This is a genomic window from Labrys sp. Lb11, from assembly GCF_057554225.1.
Window position 1 is genome coordinate 823,209 of the sequence record NZ_BAAJOT010000002.1, and the last position, 18,415, is coordinate 841,623.

Genomic DNA, 18,415 nt, shown 5'->3' on the forward strand with positions numbered 1-18,415 from the left:
GCGTCCGGCGCCATCCCCGGTCATGGTTGAGACCGTCATAGGTCCCTGAGATGGGCCGCCGGCTTCTGCCCCAGGATGCGCCAGGTGCCAGCGAGGCCGAACAGGATGGTCAGCATCATCGCCCCGAATGCCGCGGCGAAGGCGGCGCCGGGCAGGAAGACGAAGGAAAAATCCATCATCTGCGTCACGATCAGCCAGGCCGCGGCCGTGCCGGCGGCGACGCCGAAGACCGCGGTGGCCAGGCCCAGCAGGCCATATTCCAGGAGGAAGGCCAGAAGCAGCCGCCGGCGCGTCGCCCCGAGCACCTTGAGCACCACCGCATCGTAGAGCCGCGCCCCGTGGCCGGCCGCCAGGGCGCCGGCCAGCACCAGCACCGAGGCGACGATGGCGATGGACGCGGCGCCCCGAATGCCGATGGCGAGTTGGGCGGCGATGTCGGCGAGCGCCGTCAGCGCATCCTTGACCCGTACCGTGGTCACGGTCGGGAACGCCTCGGCAACCGCCTTCAGCAGGCCGACCTCGGTATCGACGCTGGTCCCGCCGGGGTAGCTGAGCGTCGCCAGGTGCATCACCGGCGCACCGGCGAAGGTGTTGGGAGAGAACACCATGACGAAGTTGATGCCGAGATTCTCCCATTCCAGCTTGCGGATGGCGCCGACCTTCGCGGCGATGGTCCGGCCCAGCACGTTGACGCCGATCGCGTCGCCGATGCCGAGGCCCAGGCCCTTGGCCACCCCCTCCTCCACCGACACCAGGGGCTGGCCGGCGTAGTCGGCCGGCCACCATTGGCCCGCCGTCACCTGCGAGCCTGCCGGCACGGCGGCGGAGAAGGTGATGCCGCGGTCGCCGTTCAGCACCCAGGCGATGTCGGAGGGCGGCTTGATCCGCTCGGCCGGCACGCCCTTCACCGTGACGATGCGCCCGCGCAGCATCGGCACGCGGTTGAGGCTGGCCTTGTCGGCATGGGCGCGGACGAAGCTGTCGAAGCGCGCGGCCTCTGCGTCGGGGATGTCGACGAAAAAGAAGCTCGGCGCCCGCTCCGGGATCGCCGCCGACAGCTGCCGGCGGATATTGCCGTCGATCAGGGCGAGCGTCACCAGAAGGCACAGGCCCAGCCCGAGCGAGAGCACGACCGAAGGGGTCAGCGCACCCGGGCGGTGGATATTGGCCAGCGCCAGCCGAAGCTCGGTCGAGCGCGGCCGCGGCAAGCGGCGGGCGACCGCCATCACCAGGATCGCCACCAGGCGCAGGGCCAGGAAAGCGGCGAGTGCCGAGCCGACATAGACCAGGGCGATGCGCCGGTCGGAGGCGAAGGCGACGGCAAGTCCGATCAGGCCGAGCGTGGCCGCGCCGCCAAGCAGCAGGTAGCGCCGGCGCGGCCGCCCTGCGACCGGGTCGATGCCGTCCCGGAACAGGGCCGCGACCGGCATGTCGTGCATGCGTCCCAGCGGCCAGATCGAGAAGGCGAAGGCGGTGACGAGGCCGTAGGCGAGTGCCAGCAGCAGCTCCCGCGGATAGACGGCCGGCTGCAGCGGCAGGGGCAGCAGGGCACCGGCCGTCCAGGCGGTGACGAAGGGCAGCGCCGCGCCGAGGGCGAGGCCCGCCGCCACGCCGAACAGCGCCAGGATCATGGTCTGCGTCAGATAGATGCCGACGACGGTCGCTCCCGGCGCACCGAGCGTCTTCAGCGTCGCCACTGTGTCGCGCTTGCGCTCGACGAAGGCGCGCACCGCATTGGCGACGCCGACGCCGCCGACCAGCAGCGCCGTCAGCCCGACCAGGGTCAGGAACAGGGTGAATCGCTCGATGTTGCGTTGCAATGCCGGCGTGGCGTCGTCGCGGCTGCGCACCTCCCAGGCGGCCGCGGGGGCGGCGGCATTGGCGCGGTCGGCCACGGCCTTGGGCTGGACGCCGGCCGGCAGGTCGAGGCGGTAGTGCCATCGGATCAGCGAGCCCGGCTGGATCAGGCCGGTCGCCCGCAGCGTGTCGAGCGACATCATCAGCCTCGGCCCGAAACCGATGCCGCCGGCGAGCTTGTCCGGCTCCGAGGCGAGGGAATCGGCGAGGACGACACGCGCCCCGCCGATGGCCAGCCGGTCGCCCGGCTTGAGGGCGAGCCGGGCGAACAGGGCGGTGTCGGCGACGACCCGCATCTGGCCATCGCGCGGCGAGAGCGCCTGATGGAGCGCCTCGCCGCCGGTCAGCGTCGCCTGGCCGGTCAGCGGATAGGCGCCGTCCACGGCCTTGATCTCGACCAGCGCCGAGCGCCCGTCGGCGGTGCGGGCCATGGCCCGCAGCGTGGCGATGACCGACAGGCGGCCCTCGCGCGCCAGCACGGCGCGCTCCGCCTCGGTCGCCTCCCGCGAGATCAGCGAGAAGGCGATGTCGCCGCCGTTGATGACCCGCCCCTCCCGGACCAGCCCCTCCGACAGCGAGCGCGACACCGAGCCGACGCCGGCGATCGCCATGACGCCGAGGGCCAGGCAGGCCAGGAAGACGAAGAATCCTTGGGCGCCGGTGCGCAGCTCACGGACGGCGAAGCGCAACGGCAGGGGAATGGCGGACGGCATGCGGGATCCGGATGGCTTCGTCCGCAGATAGGCACGCGCGGAAGCAGCGCAAGGCCCCGCCCGCCGCGGCGGCGGGCAGGGGGCGAGCGAGCTACGCCGCCCGTCGCTTCGGCGTCGCCGTCTCGTCGAACAGCTCGGCCAGCTTGTCGGTCATGGCGCCGCCGAGTTCCTCGGCGTCGACGATGGTCACGGCGCGGCGATAGTAGCGCGTCACGTCATGGCCGATGCCGATGGCGATCAGTTCCACCGGCGAGCGGGTCTCGATGTCCTCGATCACCCAGCGCAGGTGCCGCTCCAGATAGTTGCCGGTGTTGACCGACAGGGTGGAATCGTCGACCGGCGCGCCGTCCGAGATCACCATCAGGATGCGGCGGCTCTCGGAGCGGCCGAGCAGGCGCTGATGCGCCCAGAGCAGCGCCTCGCCGTCGATGTTCTCCTTCAGGAGGCCCTCGCGCATCATCAGCCCGAGATTCTTGCGGGCCCGGCGCCATGGCGCGTCGGCGGATTTGTAGATGATGTGGCGCAGGTCGTTGAGCCGGCCGGGACTGGCCTGCTTGCCGGCCTGCAGCCAGGCCTCGCGCGACTGCCCCCCCTTCCAAGCCCGGGTGGTGAAGCCCAGGATCTCGACGCGCACGCCGCAGCGCTCCAGCGTGCGGGCGAGGATGTCGGCGCAGGTCGCCGCCACGGTGATCGGCCGCCCGCGCATCGAGCCGGAATTGTCGATCAGCAGCGTCACCACCGTGTCGCGGAAATCGGTGTCGCGCTCGCGCATGAAGGACAGCGCCGAGGTCGGGTCGACGATGACGCGCGACAGGCGGGCCGGGTCGAGCATGCCCTCTTCCAGGTCGAAATCCCAGGCGCGGCTCTGCTGCGCCATCAGCCGGCGCTGCAGCCGGTTGGCCAGGCGAGCCACCACGCCCGACAGGCTGGCGAGCTGCTTGTCGAGATAGGCGCGCAGGCGCTCGAGCTCTTCCGGGTCGCACAGGTCGGTTGCATCCACCACCTCGTCGAAGCGGGTGGAGAAGGCCTTGTAGTCCGGGCCGTGCCGGTCGCCGCCGCGGCTCTCCGGCGGCCGCCAGGGCTGGCTCGCCTGTTCGGCATCGTCAGCCTCGCTCTCGTCCGGCATGTCGGAGGACGGCGACTCCGCCTCCTGCGCCTCGCGTTCGTCGCCCTCGTCCTCGCCTTCCTCGGCTTCCTCGACCTGGGCGGACTGGGACTGGTCCTCGGCCTGGTTCTCGCCCTCCTCGCCCTCGGATTCCTCCTGGTCCTCGCTGTCGGCCTCGGTCTTCTCGTCGTCCTGCTGATCGGCGTCCGACAGCTCGGCCATGCCGAGATGGGCGAGCAGGTCGTTGATCGTACGGGCGAAGGCGCGCTGGTTCTCGACCACCCGGTCGAGCCGCATCAGGTCGCCTCCGGCCTTCTCCTCGATCCAGGGACGCCAGAGGTCGACCAGCTTGCGGGCGGAAGGAGGCGGCTCGAGCCCGGTCAGCTTCTCGCGCACCAGCATCGCAATGGCGTCTTCCACCGGGGCATCCTCGCGGGCGCGGATGTCCTCGTACTTGCCGCCGCGGAAATAGCGGTCCTCCAGCATGGCGGAGAGGTTCCTGGCCACGCCCGCCATGCGCCGCGAGCCGATCGCCTCGCAGCGGGCCTGCTCGACGGCGTCATACACGCCGCGCGCCTGGTCCGACTGCGGCGCGAGCCGGCGGTGCAGCGCCTCGTCGTGGCAGGCCAGGCGCAACGCGATCGCATCGGCCTGCCCGCGCACGATCGCCGCCGCCTGGGCGTCGAGCTTGCGCGGCGGCTCGGACAGCCGCGCCTTGTCGCCGATCAGCGCCGGCTTCTCCGAGGCGTAGGCGACCTCGAGGCCGGGCTTGCGGGCGATGGCGCGCAGGGCGCCGGCCACGGAACGCTTGAACGGCTCGTTGGGCGCGTCCTTGGGCTTCTCGCCGGGTTTGCGGTTCGAGGACATTGCGCGCTCAGGTCAAGGCGACGTTCACCGCGCTTTCCGTCAGCTCCGAGCCGAAGGCGCGCTGATAGAACTCGGCCACCAGCGGCCGCTCCAGCTCGTCGCACTTGTTGAGGAAGGTCAGGCGGAAGGCGAAGCCGATATCGTGGAAGATATCGGCGTTCTCGGCCCAGGTGATCACGGTGCGTGGGCTCATCACCGTGGAGAGGTCGCCGTTCATGAAGGCGTTGCGGGTCAGGTCGGCGACGCGCACCATCTTGTTGACCGTGTCGCGGCCGGCGGCCGAGGCCTGGTAGCTCCGCGACTTGGCCAGGACGATGTCGACCTCCTTGTCGTGCGGCAGGTAGTTGAGCGTCGTCACGATCGACCAGCGGTCCATCTGGCCCTGGTTGATCTGCTGGGTGCCGTGATAGAGGCCGGAGGTGTCGCCGAGGCCGACCGTGTTGGCGGTGGCGAACAGGCGGAAGGCCGGATGCGGACGGATGACGCGCTTCTGGTCGAGCAGCGTCAGCTTGCCCGAGACCTCCAGCACGCGCTGGATGACGAACATCACGTCGGGGCGTCCGGCGTCATACTCGTCGAACACCAGGGCGATATTGTTCTGCAACGCCCAGGGCAGCATGCCGTCGCGGAATTCGGTCACCTGCTTGCCGTCTTGCAGGACGATGGCGTCCTTGCCGACGAGGTCGATGCGCGAGACGTGGCTGTCGAGGTTGATGCGGATGCAGGGCCAGTTGAGGCGGGCGGCGACCTGCTCGATATGGGTGGACTTGCCGGTGCCGTGGTAGCCCGAGACGATGACGCGGCGGTTGTGGGCGAAGCCCGCCAGGATCGCCAGCGTGGTCGCCCGGTCGAACAGATAGTCGGGATCGAGATCGGGGACATGGTCGCTGGCCACGGAATAGGCGGGAACCATCATGTCGGTATCGAAGCCGAACAGCTTCTTGGCCGAAACCTTGATATCCGGCAAACCGGGCGCCGGCGCAGTCGCGTCTGTCATCATGCCTACCTTGCCCCGCCGGGGTGCGGGGCTTGCGTCTGGAAGGATAGTCCGAACGCCTCCTCGGGAAAGGAGGCCGCTTGTCACACCATGCAGGATTTCCGACCGTCCCCGGAGCGGGTATGAAATCCTGCAGACCTCGAAGCCGTCGCACGCAGCCGCGCCCCGGACCCCTCGTCCGGACCGCGCCCCTGCTCCGGCTGCTCAGCCAAGCCCGGCGCTGCGAAGCGTATTATAGGCCTGGATGATCCCGCGCAATTTATCTTCGCTGGATCGGTCGCCGCCATTGGCATCGGGATGCAGGCGTTTGACCAGCGTCTTGTAGCGCGTCTTGATTTCGGCGGGCGGCGCATGCTCGGGCATGTCCAGCGTCGCATAGGCGCGGCGCTCGGTCAGGCTGAGCCTGCGGCGCTCCGGCTGCGGCACCGGCCGGGTGCGGCGCGCCCGCGACGGGCCGAACATGCCGAGCAGATCCTCCCCCGCCATGTCGAAGTCGTGGGGCGGATACTCAGCCCCGCGCTTCTGCGCCGCCGGATTGACGCCCATCGCCCAGGTCGGTCGATGGCCGGTCGAAGCGTCGCGCTGGAAGGCCGACACCGCATCGTCCGGCATGCCGGCGAAGTAATTGTAGGACTGGTTGTAGGCGCGCACGTGATCCAGGCAAAACTGCCAGAAGCGCCCCTCCTGGCCCCGTCCCTTCGGCGCGCGGAATTCGCCGGGCGCCCGGCAACCGGCATGCTGGCAGCCGGACGACGGATCGCTCTTCTCCTCCACGCGTTCGGCGCGCGGGCGGACCCGGATGCGGTCGAAAATGGGCGAGTCGAGATCCATGATGACCCACACTATGGGATCGCGGCCGCCATCCGGCAAGCACGCACTGCACAGCCTGCCGCGGCCGCACGGCGGCGAGCGCCCTTGCGCCAACGACAAAAAGGCCGCCCGGAGGCGGCCCAAGTCTAGGGAGGAAACGCCCAAGGAGGGCTGCGAAGAGAGGCCGAAATGCCATCCCTTTGCATGCCGAAAATGCTCCCGCCGACCGGGAATTTCAAGGGGAGCGGGATCACAATCCCGGGCTGCGGCGCGCAATGCGAGACGATGTGTCTTTGATGTCACAAATCGCCGCTGCAATCTGGGCGGGAACCCCTTCGGAATCAAGGACCTGCGCCGCCGTGCCCGCCCCGGGCGGCAGTCTGTCATCGTTTTGCCAAAATGCGGGGCGGCGTTGTAGTATGGCCGATCGGAACCAAGCTGGGTGGTCCCTTCGTGCGCAAGACTCTGAGCCATAACGACCTCGGCGCCGTGCAGGCCATCCGCCGAGCGGCGCTTTTCGTCGTCCTGCTGCTGGTCGTGCTCGCCCTCGCATTGAGCGAACCCTCCTGGGATCGCGACCTCGGCAGCCAGGTCCACGAGGGGATCGAGGGGTTCGGGCTTGCCCTGATCGTGCTGTGCGTGCTGGGGCGGACCTGGTGCTCGCTCTATATCGGCGGGCGCAAGAAGCGCGAGCTCGTCGATGTCGGCCCCTACTCGATCTGCCGCAACCCGCTCTATGTCTTCTCCTTCTTCGGCGCCGCCGGCGCCGGGGCGCAGTTCGGCAGCTTCACCGCGGCGATCGTCGCCCTGCTGATCACCATCGTGGTCTTCACCGTCGTGGTCCGCCGCGAGGAAGACTATCTGACCGCCAAATTCGGCGACAGCTACCGCGCCTATTGCGCCAGGGTGCCGCGCTTCCTCCCGAACTTTGCGCTGTGGCGCTCGGTCCCGACGATGGAGGTGCAGATATCGCTGGTCACCCGGACCTTCCTGGATGCCTGCGTCTTCTTCGCCGCGGTGCCGCTGGCCGAGACGCTGGAGATGCTGCAGGACGCCCATGTCCTGCCGGTCCTGTGGGTCATGCCCTGAAAGCCTGCACGGCTCGCGTCCACGGTTGGCCGGATGGCCCGGGACCGCCCCACATTCAGGCCCCCCTGGCCTGAAGGGGCAAGTACCTGATGCTCGACACCGCCCATGTCCACTTCCGCCGGCAGGCAGCGGACGGAAAAGAAGGTCCGGGACCCAGGCGCCGGGCCACTCCCGAGGCGGACTGACGGCCAAGGCCCGCATGATCTGCGACAGGCTGGGCAGGCCGCCGCGCTTCATGCTCACCGCCGGCAGCGACAGCCGCTGTCGGGCCGGACAGCATGGCGCAAGCAATTTCTGCCCATATTGATAATATTTGAATTGAATTTATTCTAAATTCAACATCAGATCCGCAATAGTTGCGACAATAATTACAGGAATTGCACATAGACATACCGGCAATCATGGACCGATCTTGATCCAATGCGCACCTGATAGAGACAAAAAATGCCCAGCCGTACCGGCGATGGCAAGCCACGCGTGGACCTCTGGCAGGAAGAAGGCAGGCGGCCGGATCGATGCGACGGCCGCGGATCGGGGCATCGCGCCGGGCTTCGGCGTTGCGGATTTGCATCATGCCGGTCCACGGGCGGCGCCGGCGCCGGCTTTACCACCTCCCGGCGGTTGCATTGCGCAAGATCGTCGCAGATACCGGAAAACTGCCGCCTTTTCCGCCCGATCCGGGCGAAGTTGCCCGGGCGTGCCGTATCTGCCGTCAGGGAGCCAGGGATGACCGTTCGCACCAGCCGCGCCGCCGTTCGCCTCCATGTCGCCGCGCTCGCCGCCTTGCTGGCCCTGACCTCCGTCGCCGGGGCGCAGATGGGGCCCATGCCGGTCACCACGGCCAAGCCCGTGAGCCGAAAGGTGACCGAGACCGCCGAGTTCACCGGCCGCTTCCAGGCCTGGCCGACGGTGCAGGTGACCTCGCGCGTCAGCGGCTATCTCGACAAGGCGACCTTCCTCGAAGGTTCGATGGTGAAGGAAGGCGATATCCTGTTCACCATCGACCCCCGCCCCTTCCAGGCGGCCGTCGACCAGGCCTCGGCCCAGGTGCGGGTGGCGCAGACCAAGCTCGACCTCGCCCGCACCAACCTGACACGCTCCGAGGAACTCAAGCGCACGGGCAACGTCACCGAGGCGCTCTATCAGGCGACGCAGCAGGCCTTCCTGGAAGGCCAGGCCACGCTCGAGGCCGCCAATGCCGCGCTGGCGACCGCCAAGCTCGACCTCGAATTCTCCCAGATCAAGGCGCCGATCAGCGGCAAGATCGGCCGAAAGATGATTTCGCCGGGCAATCTCGTCCTGGCCGGCGCCGCCACGCCGCTGACCACCATCGTCGCCGTCGACCCGATCCTGTTCTATTTCGACGTCGACGAGGCGAGCTACCTTGCCTATCTGCGCGCCCGGGGCGGCAAGGGGGACAGCGGCGACAATGCCGCGGTGACGCTGGCCCTGCCCGACGAGAAGAGCTTCAGCCATCCCGGCACGCTCGACTATTTCGACAACCAGATGGATGCTGCCACCGGCACGGTGACGGCCCGGGCCAAGGTTGCGAACAAGGACGGCCTCCTGACCTCGGGCCTGTTCGGGCGCATCCGCATGAACACCACGCCGACCTATGACGCGCTGGTGGTGCCGGAAGTGGCGGTCGGCACGTCCGACCAGGGCAACTACGTCCTCGCGGCGGCAGCCGACGGCGTCGTCGCCCTCAAGCCGGTGGTGACCGGGCCGAAGTTCGGAGAATTCCGCGTGATCAGGTCGGGCCTGGCCGCCGAGGACCAGGTGATCGTCAACGGCCTGATGCGCGCCATGCCCGGCGGCAAGGTCGTGCCGCAGCTCACCGAGCTGAAGGTGCCGGAGGATCTGGCGGCCGCCCAGGCGCCGGCGGTTCCGCAATAAGAGGCGCCGCCATGAAGTTCTCGCATTTCTTCGTCGACCGGCCGATCTTCGCGGCCGTCGTCTCGATCGTCATCGTCGTCATCGGCCTGGTCGCGCTCGTCCGGCTGCCGGTGGCGCAATATCCCTCGATCGCCCCGCCGACCGTGCAGGTCAGCGCCATCTATCCCGGCGCCAATGCCGAGACCATCGCCGAAACCGTGGCGACGCCGCTCGAGCAGCAGATCAACGGCGTCGAGGGCATGATCTACCAGACGTCGCAGGCGACCAACGACGGCACGCTGACCATCACCGTCACCTTCGAGACCGGTACCGACCTCGACATTGCCCAGGTGCAGGTGCAGAATCGCGTCTCGGCGGCCGAGCCGCGCCTGCCGGCCGAAGTCCGGGCGCTCGGCGTCACCGTCAACAAGGCCGCCTCCGACTTCCTGCTGATCATCAGCCTGATCTCGCCCGACGGGTCGCAGAGCTCCTACGACATGTCGAATTTCGCGCTGGTCAACATCAAGGACCAGATCAGCCGCGTCTACGGCGTGGGCGACACCTTCCTGTTCGGCGTGCGCGAGCCCTCGCTGCGCGTCTGGCTCGACCCGAGCCGCCTGGCCGCCTTCGGCCTGACCGCGGCCGACATCGTCACCGCCCTGCAGGAGCAGAACGTCCAGGTGTCGGGCGGAACGCTCGGCTCGCCGCCGACGCCGACGGGCCAGGCCTTCGAGATGACGGTCACCACCCAGGGCCGCTTCCAGGATGCGGAACAGTTCAAGGAGATCATCGTCAAGTCCACCGGCGACGGTCGCCTGCTGCGCCTTCGCGACATCGCCCGGGTCGAGATCGGCGCTCGCTCCTACACCACGACGCTGACGCTCGACGGCTCGCCCAGCGTCGGCATCGCCGTGCAGCAGCGCCCAGGCTCCAACGCCCTGTCGGCCTCGGATGCGGTCAAGGCCAAGATGCAGGAGCTCAAGGCCTCGTTCCCCAAGGGCCTCGACTACGCCATCGTCTACAACCCGACCGAATTCGTCCAGGCCTCCATCACGGCGGTGCAGGAAACGTTCATCGAGGCGATCATCCTGGTCGTGCTCGTCATCATCGTGTTCCTGCAGTCGATCCGCGCGGCGATCATCCCGGTGATAGCCATCCCTGTGTCGCTGATCGGCACGTTCTTCATCATGAGCGCGTTCGGCTATTCGGTGAACATGCTGACGCTGTTCGGCCTGATCCTGGCGATCGGCATCGTGGTGGACGACGCGATCATCGTGGTCGAGAACGTCGAGCGCAACATGCGCGAGGGCATGAGCCCGCGCGAGGCGGCGCACCGCACCATGGACGAGGTCGGCACCGCCGTTATCGCCATCGCGCTGGTGCTCTCGGCCGTGTTCGTGCCGACCGCCTTCATCCCCGGCATCTCCGGCAAGTTCTACCAGCAATTCGCCATCACCATCGCGGCGGCGACCATCATCTCCGCCTTCAACTCGCTGACGCTGTCGCCGGCGCTGGCGGCGCTGCTGCTGAAGCCCCACAACACCGACCGCCACCGCAAGGGCATCGGCGAGCGCCTCGCCGACCTGTTCAACCGCAACTTCGACAGGCTGTCGAACGGCTATGCGGCCACGGTCGGCTTCGTCACCGGCCACCGCCTCCTGTTCCTGCTGATCTATTGCGGCCTGGGCTTTGCCACGTTCTGGGTGTTCAACAAGGTTCCGACCGGCTTCATCCCGGCGACCGACCAGGGCTACGTCATCGTCGCGGCGCAGCTGCCGAACGGTGCCTCGCTGGAGCGGACCGACGCCACCGTCAACAAGGCCCTCGAGCTGATCAAGGACGCGCCCGGCGTCGGCCACACCATCGGCGTCAGCGGCTTTTCCGGCGCGACCTTCACCGCCGCCTCCAACGCCGCGGCGATCTTCGTGCCGCTGCGCCCGTTCGAGGAGCGCATCGCCAAGGGGCTGAGCGCCAACGCCATCGTCGGCGATCTGCAGCAGCGCCTGTTCGCCCTGCAGGACGGCGCCATCTACGTCATCCCGCCGCCGTCGATCCAAGGCCTCGGCCAGGGCGGCGGCTTCAACATGATGGTGCAGGACCGCGCCAATATCGGCCTGCGCGAGCTGGAGAAACGCACGGAGAAGCTGCTGGGCGCGGCGAACCAGACCAACGGCCTGTCGATGGTGTTCACCACCTTCTCGACACGCTCGCCGCAGGTCTATGTCGATATCGACCGCACCAGGGCGCGCATGCTCGGCGTGCCGATCGGCGCGATCTTCTCGGCGCTGCAGATCAATGTCGGCTCGGCCTATGTCAACGACTTCTCCTATCTCGGCCGGTCCTACCAGGTGAATGCCCAGGCCGAAGGGGCGTTCCGCGTCGACACCAACGACCTGGTCAATATCAAGGTCCGCTCCACCAGCGGCGCGCTGGTGCCGCTCGGCTCGCTGGTGACGTTCCGCAACACCACCGGCCCGTCCTCGGTGACGCGCTACAACATCTATCCCGCCATCCCGGTGCAGGGCTCGGTCCAGCCCGGCATCTCCTCCACCACCGCCCTCGACATGATGGAGAAAATCGCGGCGGAGACGCTGGGCGAGGGCGCCGGCTTCGAATGGACCGACCTATCCTACCAGGAGCGCCATGTCGGCAACACCGCGAACTATGTCTTCGCCATCGCCGTGCTGTTCGTCTTCCTGTTCCTGGCGGCGCAATATGAAAGCTGGAGCCTGCCGCTCGCCATCATCCTGATCGTGCCCCTGGCGATCCTGGCGGCACTGGGCGGCGTGATGCTGCGCGGCATGGACAACAACATCCTGACGCAGATCTCCTTCGTGGTGCTGATCGGCCTCGCCGCCAAGAACGCCATCCTGATCGTCGAGTTCGCGCGCCAGCGCGAGGATCACGGCGACACGCCGGTACAGGCGGTGATCGATGCGTGCCGCCTGCGCCTGCGTCCGATCCTGATGACCTCCTTCGCCTTCATCCTCGGCGTGGTGCCGCTGGCGGTCGCCACCGGCCCGGGCTCGGAGCTGCGCCAGGCCATCGGCGTGGCGGTGGCATTCGGCATGGCCGGCGTCACCTTCCTCGGCCTGTTCCTGACGCCGGTGTTCTACGTCACCATCCGCGGCATCATCCTGTTCTTCACCAAGGAAAAGAAGCGCGAGACGCTGACGCCGGAGACACTGCACGAACCGCCGGGGGTCTGATCCCCGATCCGATCCGCCGCCCTGCTCGTCGCAGGGGCTGATTCGCAACAGGAAGGGCGCAGGCAGGCCCTCTCCACCGAAGGTGGGGAGGGGGGGCGCCGCGAAGCGGCGACGCGGGTGGGGGGCAGGCAGGGCTCCAGCTTCGCCGGCATGGCACGACGGTGGTGCAGGCGAAGTAAGGTCGAGTCTTGCGGACCACACCCCATCCGCCCCAACCGCGTCGGGGCACCTTCCCCGCCTCCAATCCCGGGTGTTCCCGAGATCGGCATGCAAGAGAGCAAATCGGAAACATCCGACTTGCGCGGAGAAGGCTTTTCGCGCCCCTTTCGGAACCGCACGCGCCTTATCACCTCCTCGGCGAGACTGGAATCGTGGCGTCTCGCACGGCCGCGGCGCGGCGCCGGTCGCGATCGCGTCAGGCGATCTGGCCGTGGCAGTGCTTGAACTTCTTGCCCGAGCCGCAGGGGCAGGCCTCGTTGCGGCCGACGCGGCCCCAGGTCGAAGGATCGTCCGGGTTGCGCTGCCCCGCCGGCTCCGCCGTCAGGCCGAAGGCGGCGCCCGGCTGCATGAAGGCGGCGTTGGCCAGCGCCAGCTCGTCCTCGCCCGTCGAGGGGTCGATGTGGTGCGCCAGCATCGGCGGCAGGGTCGGCTCCTGCGGCGCCTCCTGCATCACCTCGACCCGCATCATCTGGCCGGTGACGGCCTCGCGCAGGCGCTTGGTCATCTCCTCGAACAGGTTGAAGCCTTCGGCCTTGTATTCGATCAGCGGATCGCGCTGGCCATAGCCGCGCAAGCCGATCACCTGGCGCAGATGGTCGAGCGTGACGATGTGCTCGCGCCACAGATGGTCGAGCGTCTGCATCAGCACCGCCTTCTCCACCTGCCGCATGATGTCCGGGCCGAAGCGGGCGACGCGGCCGGCCGCCGCCTCGTCGGCCGCCTTGAGGATGCGGGCCCGGAGCTCCTCGTCGGCGATGCCCTCCTCCTTGGCCCAGTCGATCACCGGCAGGTCGAGGTTGAGGGCGTTGGCCACCGCCTGGTGCAGGCCGGCCGTGTCCCACTGCTCGGGATAGGCGTTCTCCGGCACGTGGGCCGAGACCAGGTCGTCCACCACCTGGTGACGGAAATCGGTGATGGTGTCGGCGACGGAGTCCTGCGCCATCAGCTCGCGACGCTGCTCGAAGATCACCTTGCGCTGATCGTTGAGCACGTTGTCGAACTTGAGGATGTTCTTGCGGATGTCGAAGTTGCGGGCTTCGACCTTCTGCTGCGCCTTCTCCAGGGCCCGGTTGATCCAGGAATGGACGATGGCCTCGCCCTCCTTGAGGCCGAGCTTCTGCAGCATGCCGTCCATGCGGTCGGAGCCGAAGATCCGCATCAGGTCGTCCTGCAGCGACAGGAAGAACTTGGAATGACCGGGATCGCCCTGGCGGCCGGAGCGGCCGCGCAGCTGATTGTCGATGCGCCGGCTCTCATGGCGCTCGGTGCCGATGATGTAGAGGCCGCCGGCGGCGAGCGCCTTCTTCTTCAGCTGCTCGACCTGGGCGCGGATGCGCGCTTCCTGCGCATCGCGCTCCGGGCCCGGCTCCAGGCTGGCCAGCTCGACCTTGATACGCATGTCGGCGTTGCCGCCGAGCTGGATGTCGGTGCCGCGGCCGGCCATGTTGGTGGCGATGGTGATGGCGCCGGGCACGCCGGCCTGGCTGACGATGAAGGCTTCCTGCTCGTGGTAGCGGGCGTTCAGCACCGCGAACACCTTCTCCGTGGTGTTGCCGTCATAGAGTCCGGCAAAAGCGTTGGGATCGGAGAAGTCGCGCTGCTTGTAGCCGTGCTTCTTCAGGAGATCGGCAAGGTGCTCCGATTTCTCGATCGAGGTGGTGCCGACCAGCAGCGGCTGGCCGCGCTGGCGGCACTCGTCGATCAGGGCGATGATCGCGGCGGATTTCTCCGCGACGGTCCGGTAGACCTCGTCGTCGTCGTCGATACGCTGGATGCCGCGATTGGTCGGGATCTCGACCACGTCGAGATTGTAGATGTCCATGAACTCGTTGGCCTCGGTCGCGGCCGTGCCGGTCATGCCCGCCAGCTTGTCGTACAGGCGGAAATAATTCTGGAACGTGATCGAGGCGAGGGTCTGGTTCTCGGGCTGGATCTGCACCCGCTCCTTGGCTTCCAGCGCCTGGTGCAGGCCTTCCGAATAGCGCCGGCCGGGCATCATGCGGCCGGTGAACTCGTCGATGATCACCACCTCGTTGTTGCGGACGATGTAGTCCTTGTCGCGTGTGAACAGCTTGTGGGCGCGGAGCGCCTGGTTGACGTGATGGACGACGGTGACGTTGCCGGCGTCGTAGAGGCCGCCGTCGCGCAGCAGGCCCGAGCCGATCAGCATCTGCTCGACGCGCTCGTTGCCCTTCTCGGTCAGGCTGACGGTGCGCTGCTTCTCGTCGAGATCGTAGTCGTCCCGCTCGATATTCGGCATGATCGCATCGATCGTGACGTAGAGGTCCGAGCGGTCGTCGAGCGGGCCGGAGATGATCAGCGGCGTGCGCGCCTCGTCGACCAGGATCGAATCGACCTCGTCGACGATGGCGAAGGCATGACCGCGCTGCACCATGGCATGCATGTCATACTTCATGTTGTCGCGCAGATAGTCGAAGCCGTACTCGTTGTTGGTGCCGTAGGTGATGTCGCTGGCATAGGCGGCATGGCGCTGGTCGTCGTCGAGCCCGTGCACGATCGTGCCCGTGGTCAGGCCGAGGAAACCGTAGACCCGTCCCATCCACTCGGCGTCGCGGCTGGCCAGGTAGTCGTTGACGGTGACCACATGCACGCCCTTGCCGGCCAGGGCATTGAGGTAGACCGCCAGGGTGGCCACCAACGTCTTGCCTTCGCCGGTCTTCATCTCGGCGATGCGCCCCTCGTGCAGCACCATGCCGCCGATGAGCTGCACGTCGAAATGACGCTGGCCGAGCACGCGCTTGGCAGCCTCGCGCACGGTGGCGAAGGCGGGAACCAGGATGTCGTCGAGCGTCTTGCCGGCGGCGAGCTGCTCCTTGAACATCTGGGTGCGGGCCCGCAGCGCCTCGTCGGACAGGGCGGCGACTTCCGGCTCGAGCGCGTTGATCGCCGCGACCCGCGGCTGGTAGCTCTTGACGCGACGATCGTTGGCGGAACCGAAAAGCTTTTTGGCGAGCGAGCCGAACATCGGGGACCTTCAGGTCTACGCGCACCGAGCGGCGCGCGGGTTGAGGGGCGACCCGGTCCCATCGCAGCGCGATGTGGCGTCAGAATGACGCGCCATCACCATGATGCGGGCGCATTCCGAGAGGATGAGGGGCGGGCCGGCCCGTGAATTCATTGTCGACGCGGCGCATCCGGCAAGCGGCACGCCTCGCCGTCACATAAGTATCGGGGTCGGGGCTTGTCAATCGAGCGGGGATGTTGCCAATGTCCCCGCGAGCGGGAAGGACCGGGCCGGAGCGGTGCTCCGAACCGGGTGTTCCGATCAAGGCATTGACAACATGCAGGATTTCCGGGCCCGCCTCTGGACAGGCCCGGATGTCCTGCCAAGGGCGCGCCGTGCGGAACGACGCAGTTTTTCCCACACACCATCGATCTCAAGGAAACGACCCATGACCTCCTCGCAACGCACGCGCCTTGTCGCATCCATGCTGAGTGGCGCCGCGCTGCTGGCGCTGACCGCCCTGCCCGCCTTCGCCGAGGACGCGGCCAAGCCGCTGGCGACCGTCAACGGCCAGCCGATCACCGAGCTCGACCTCACCCTCGCCGGCGAGGACCTGGCCGCCAGCCTGCAGCAGCAGCAGATGTCGCCGGCGCAGAAGCTCGACTACCTGACCTCCTACAGCATCGACATGAAGCTGGCGGCGGACGAGGCGCAGAAGGAGAAGATCCTGTCCCAGGCCGAGCTCGACCAGCGCCTCGACTATTACCGCCGCAAGATCCTGATGGAGCAGCTCCTCACCAAGGTCGGCAAGGACGCCGTCACCGAGGAGGCGATGAAGAAGCTCTATGACGAGACCGCCAAGTCGATCCAGCCGGAGGAGGAGGTCCACGCCCGCCACATCCTGGTCGAGAGCGAGGACGATGCCAAGAAGGTGTACGAGCGGGTCAAGGGCGGCGAGGACTTCGGCAAGGTCGCCAAGGAAACGTCCAAGGACCCCGGTTCGTCCGACGGCGGCGACCTCGGCTGGTTCACCAAGGACCGCATGGTCAAGGAATTCGCCGACGCCGCCTTCGCCCTGAAGCCGGGCGAGATCTCGCAGCCGGTCAAGTCGCAGTTCGGCTGGCACGTCATCAAGCTGGAAGAGCGCCGGCAGAAGCCGATGCCGACCTTCGACCAGGTCAAGCCGCAGATCGAGAGCTACCTTGCTCGCAAGGCCCAGCAGGACCTGATCCTGAAGCTGCGCGCCGACGCCAAGATCGAGAAGCCCGAGCCGCCGAAGCCGGCCGCTCCCGCCGCCCCGGCTGCGCCGGCACAGCCGGGCGCCGCTCCGAGCACGGACGCGCCCAAGCCCTGAGCGGCTTCCGCTTGCCGCACGCGATCCGCGGGCCGGCCTCCCCGGCCGGCCCGCCTTCTCTCCTGCCCGGCCCTGTCCCTCTCCGATCCCCTGAACCGATGGACCGTCCCCATGGCGAAGCCCGCGCCACTCTCGCCCCTTGCGCCCGCCCGCTTTCCCGACCTGCCGGCGATCGCCGGGGCTCGCCTGGCCACGGCCGAAGCCGGCATCCGCTACAAGGGCCGCACCGACGTGCTGCTGGCCCTGTTCGACCCGGGCACCACGGTCGCCGGCGTGTTCACCCGCTCGCGCTGCCCCTCGGCGCCGGTTGACTGGTGCCGCGCGGCGCTGAAGCACGGCACGGCACGAGCCCTGGTCGTCAATTCCGGCAACGCCAACGCCTTCACCGGGATCAAGGGACGCGATGCCGTGGCGATGACCGCCGACATCGCCGCCAAGGCCGCCGGCTGCCGGCCGGAGGAAGTCTACCTTGCCTCCACCGGCGTCATCGGCGAGCCGCTCGACGCCTCCAAGTTTGCCGGCGTGCTGGACGAGACGGCCGGGCGGGCCGCGCCCGGCGCCTTCGAGGCGGCCGCCCGCGCCATCATGACCACCGACACATTCCCCAAGGGCGCGACCGCCGCCGTCGAGCTCGACGGCGTGCCCGTCGCCATCGCCGGCATCGCCAAGGGCGCCGGCATGATCATGCCCGACATGGCGACCATGCTCGCCTTCGTCGTCACCGACGCGCCGATCGCCGCGCCGGTGCTGCAGGCGCTCTTGTCGAAGGGCGTGGTCGACAGCTTCAACGCCGTCACCGTCGACAGCGACACCTCCACCTCCGACACGCTCTTGATGTTCGCCACCGGCAAGGCGGGTGGAAAGCCGATCACCGACGCCGCCGACCCGCGCCTGAAGCGCTTCGCCAAGGCGCTGCAGGGCGTGCTGCTCGATCTCGCCCAGCAGGTGGCGCGCGACGGCGAAGGCGCGCGCAAATTCGTCACCGTCGAAGTCACCGGCGCCACCAGCAAGCGCTCCGCGCGCCGCATCGCCATGTCGATCGCCAATTCGCCGCTGGTGAAGACCGCCATCGCGGGCGAGGACGCCAATTGGGGCCGCGTGGTCATGGCCGTGGGCAAGGCCGGCGAGCCGGCGGAGCGCGACAGGCTGTCGATCTCGTTCGGCGACATCCGCGTCGCGGTCGATGGCGAGCGCGATCCGACCTATGACGAGCAGGCGACCACCGCCTATATGCGCGGTTCGGACATCCGGGTGAGTGTCGATCTCGGCCTGGGGCGGGCCCGGGACCGGGTCTACACCTGCGACCTCACCAAGGAATATGTCGCCATCAACGGCGACTACCGCTCCTGACCATG

The 18,415-nt window shown here is 68.1% G+C and carries 10 protein-coding genes; 5 read left to right on the forward strand and 5 right to left on the reverse strand.

Annotation, left to right across the window (positions count from 1 at the left end; genetic code table 11):
* Positions 1–35 precede the first annotated feature (35 nt).
* From AC27L4_RS08990 to AC27L4_RS09005, 4 genes are all read right to left on the reverse strand, one after another.
* Positions 36–2,570, reverse strand: coding sequence for an ABC transporter permease (locus AC27L4_RS08990; protein ID WP_487141743.1), 2,535 nt, complete (start codon positions 2,568–2,570; stop codon positions 36–38).
* 91 nt (positions 2,571–2,661) lie between these two features.
* Entirely contained in the window at positions 2,662–4,542 is a 1,881-nt protein-coding gene (cobT, locus tag AC27L4_RS08995; protein ID WP_487141744.1) for a cobaltochelatase subunit CobT, read from the reverse strand.
* Between the two features lie 7 nt (positions 4,543–4,549).
* Positions 4,550–5,542 carry a cobaltochelatase subunit CobS gene (cobS, locus tag AC27L4_RS09000; RefSeq protein ID WP_487141745.1) on the reverse strand — a complete coding sequence of 331 codons (993 nt, stop codon included), beginning with the start codon at positions 5,540–5,542 and terminating at the stop codon, positions 4,550–4,552.
* 201 nt (positions 5,543–5,743) lie between these two features.
* A complete protein-coding gene (locus AC27L4_RS09005) occupies positions 5,744–6,514 on the reverse strand; it encodes a J domain-containing protein (protein WP_487141746.1) in 771 nt (256 codons plus the stop codon).
* Positions 6,515–6,802: 288 nt separating this feature from the next.
* Here AC27L4_RS09005 and AC27L4_RS09010 point away from each other — a divergent pair, with 288 nt between their 5' ends.
* The 3 genes from AC27L4_RS09010 to AC27L4_RS09020 all read left to right on the forward strand — a co-directional run bounded on the left by AC27L4_RS09010 (position 6,803) and on the right by AC27L4_RS09020 (position 12,522).
* Positions 6,803–7,438: a methyltransferase family protein gene (locus AC27L4_RS09010; protein WP_487141747.1), complete on the forward strand. Its 636-nt coding sequence runs from the start codon at positions 6,803–6,805 to the stop codon at positions 7,436–7,438.
* A 726-nt stretch (positions 7,439–8,164) separates the two neighbouring features.
* Entirely contained in the window at positions 8,165–9,334 is a 1,170-nt protein-coding gene (locus AC27L4_RS09015) for an efflux RND transporter periplasmic adaptor subunit (protein WP_487141748.1), read from the forward strand.
* An 11-nt stretch (positions 9,335–9,345) separates the two neighbouring features.
* Positions 9,346–12,522 (forward strand): efflux RND transporter permease subunit, encoded by a 3,177-nt coding sequence (locus AC27L4_RS09020; protein ID WP_487141749.1) that lies wholly within the window; start codon positions 9,346–9,348, stop codon positions 12,520–12,522.
* 415 nt (positions 12,523–12,937) lie between these two features.
* Here the strand turns inward: AC27L4_RS09020 and secA are convergent, their stop codons facing one another.
* Entirely contained in the window at positions 12,938–15,727 is a 2,790-nt protein-coding gene (gene secA / locus AC27L4_RS09025; protein WP_487141750.1) for a preprotein translocase subunit SecA, read from the reverse strand.
* A 427-nt stretch (positions 15,728–16,154) separates the two neighbouring features.
* On the opposite strand from secA, the gene AC27L4_RS09030 reads away from it, so the two are divergent.
* Positions 16,155–17,060 (forward strand): peptidylprolyl isomerase, encoded by a 906-nt coding sequence (locus AC27L4_RS09030; RefSeq protein ID WP_487141751.1) that lies wholly within the window; start codon positions 16,155–16,157, stop codon positions 17,058–17,060.
* 111 nt (positions 17,061–17,171) lie between these two features.
* Positions 17,172–18,410 (forward strand): bifunctional glutamate N-acetyltransferase/amino-acid acetyltransferase ArgJ, encoded by a 1,239-nt coding sequence (gene argJ / locus AC27L4_RS09035; RefSeq protein ID WP_487141752.1) that lies wholly within the window; start codon positions 17,172–17,174, stop codon positions 18,408–18,410.
* The last annotated feature ends 5 nt before the right edge of the window (positions 18,411–18,415 follow it).

What these genes read in the sequence shown, in the direction of transcription:
- AC27L4_RS08990 (WP_487141743.1), bottom strand. Translation starts at nt 2,570, where the DNA reads ATGCCGTCCGCCATTCCCCTGCCGTTGCGCTTCGCCGTCCGTGAGCTG.
- cobT (WP_487141744.1), bottom strand. Translation starts at nt 4,542, where the DNA reads ATGTCCTCGAACCGCAAACCCGGCGAGAAGCCCAAGGACGCGCCCAAC.
- cobS (WP_487141745.1), bottom strand. Translation starts at nt 5,542, where the DNA reads ATGATGACAGACGCGACTGCGCCGGCGCCCGGTTTGCCGGATATCAAG.
- AC27L4_RS09015 (WP_487141748.1), top strand. Translation starts at nt 8,165, where the DNA reads ATGACCGTTCGCACCAGCCGCGCCGCCGTTCGCCTCCATGTCGCCGCG.
- AC27L4_RS09020 (WP_487141749.1), top strand. Translation starts at nt 9,346, where the DNA reads ATGAAGTTCTCGCATTTCTTCGTCGACCGGCCGATCTTCGCGGCCGTC.
- secA (WP_487141750.1), bottom strand. Translation starts at nt 15,727, where the DNA reads ATGTTCGGCTCGCTCGCCAAAAAGCTTTTCGGTTCCGCCAACGATCGT.
- AC27L4_RS09030 (WP_487141751.1), top strand. Translation starts at nt 16,155, where the DNA reads ATGACCTCCTCGCAACGCACGCGCCTTGTCGCATCCATGCTGAGTGGC.
- argJ (WP_487141752.1), top strand. Translation starts at nt 17,172, where the DNA reads ATGGCGAAGCCCGCGCCACTCTCGCCCCTTGCGCCCGCCCGCTTTCCC.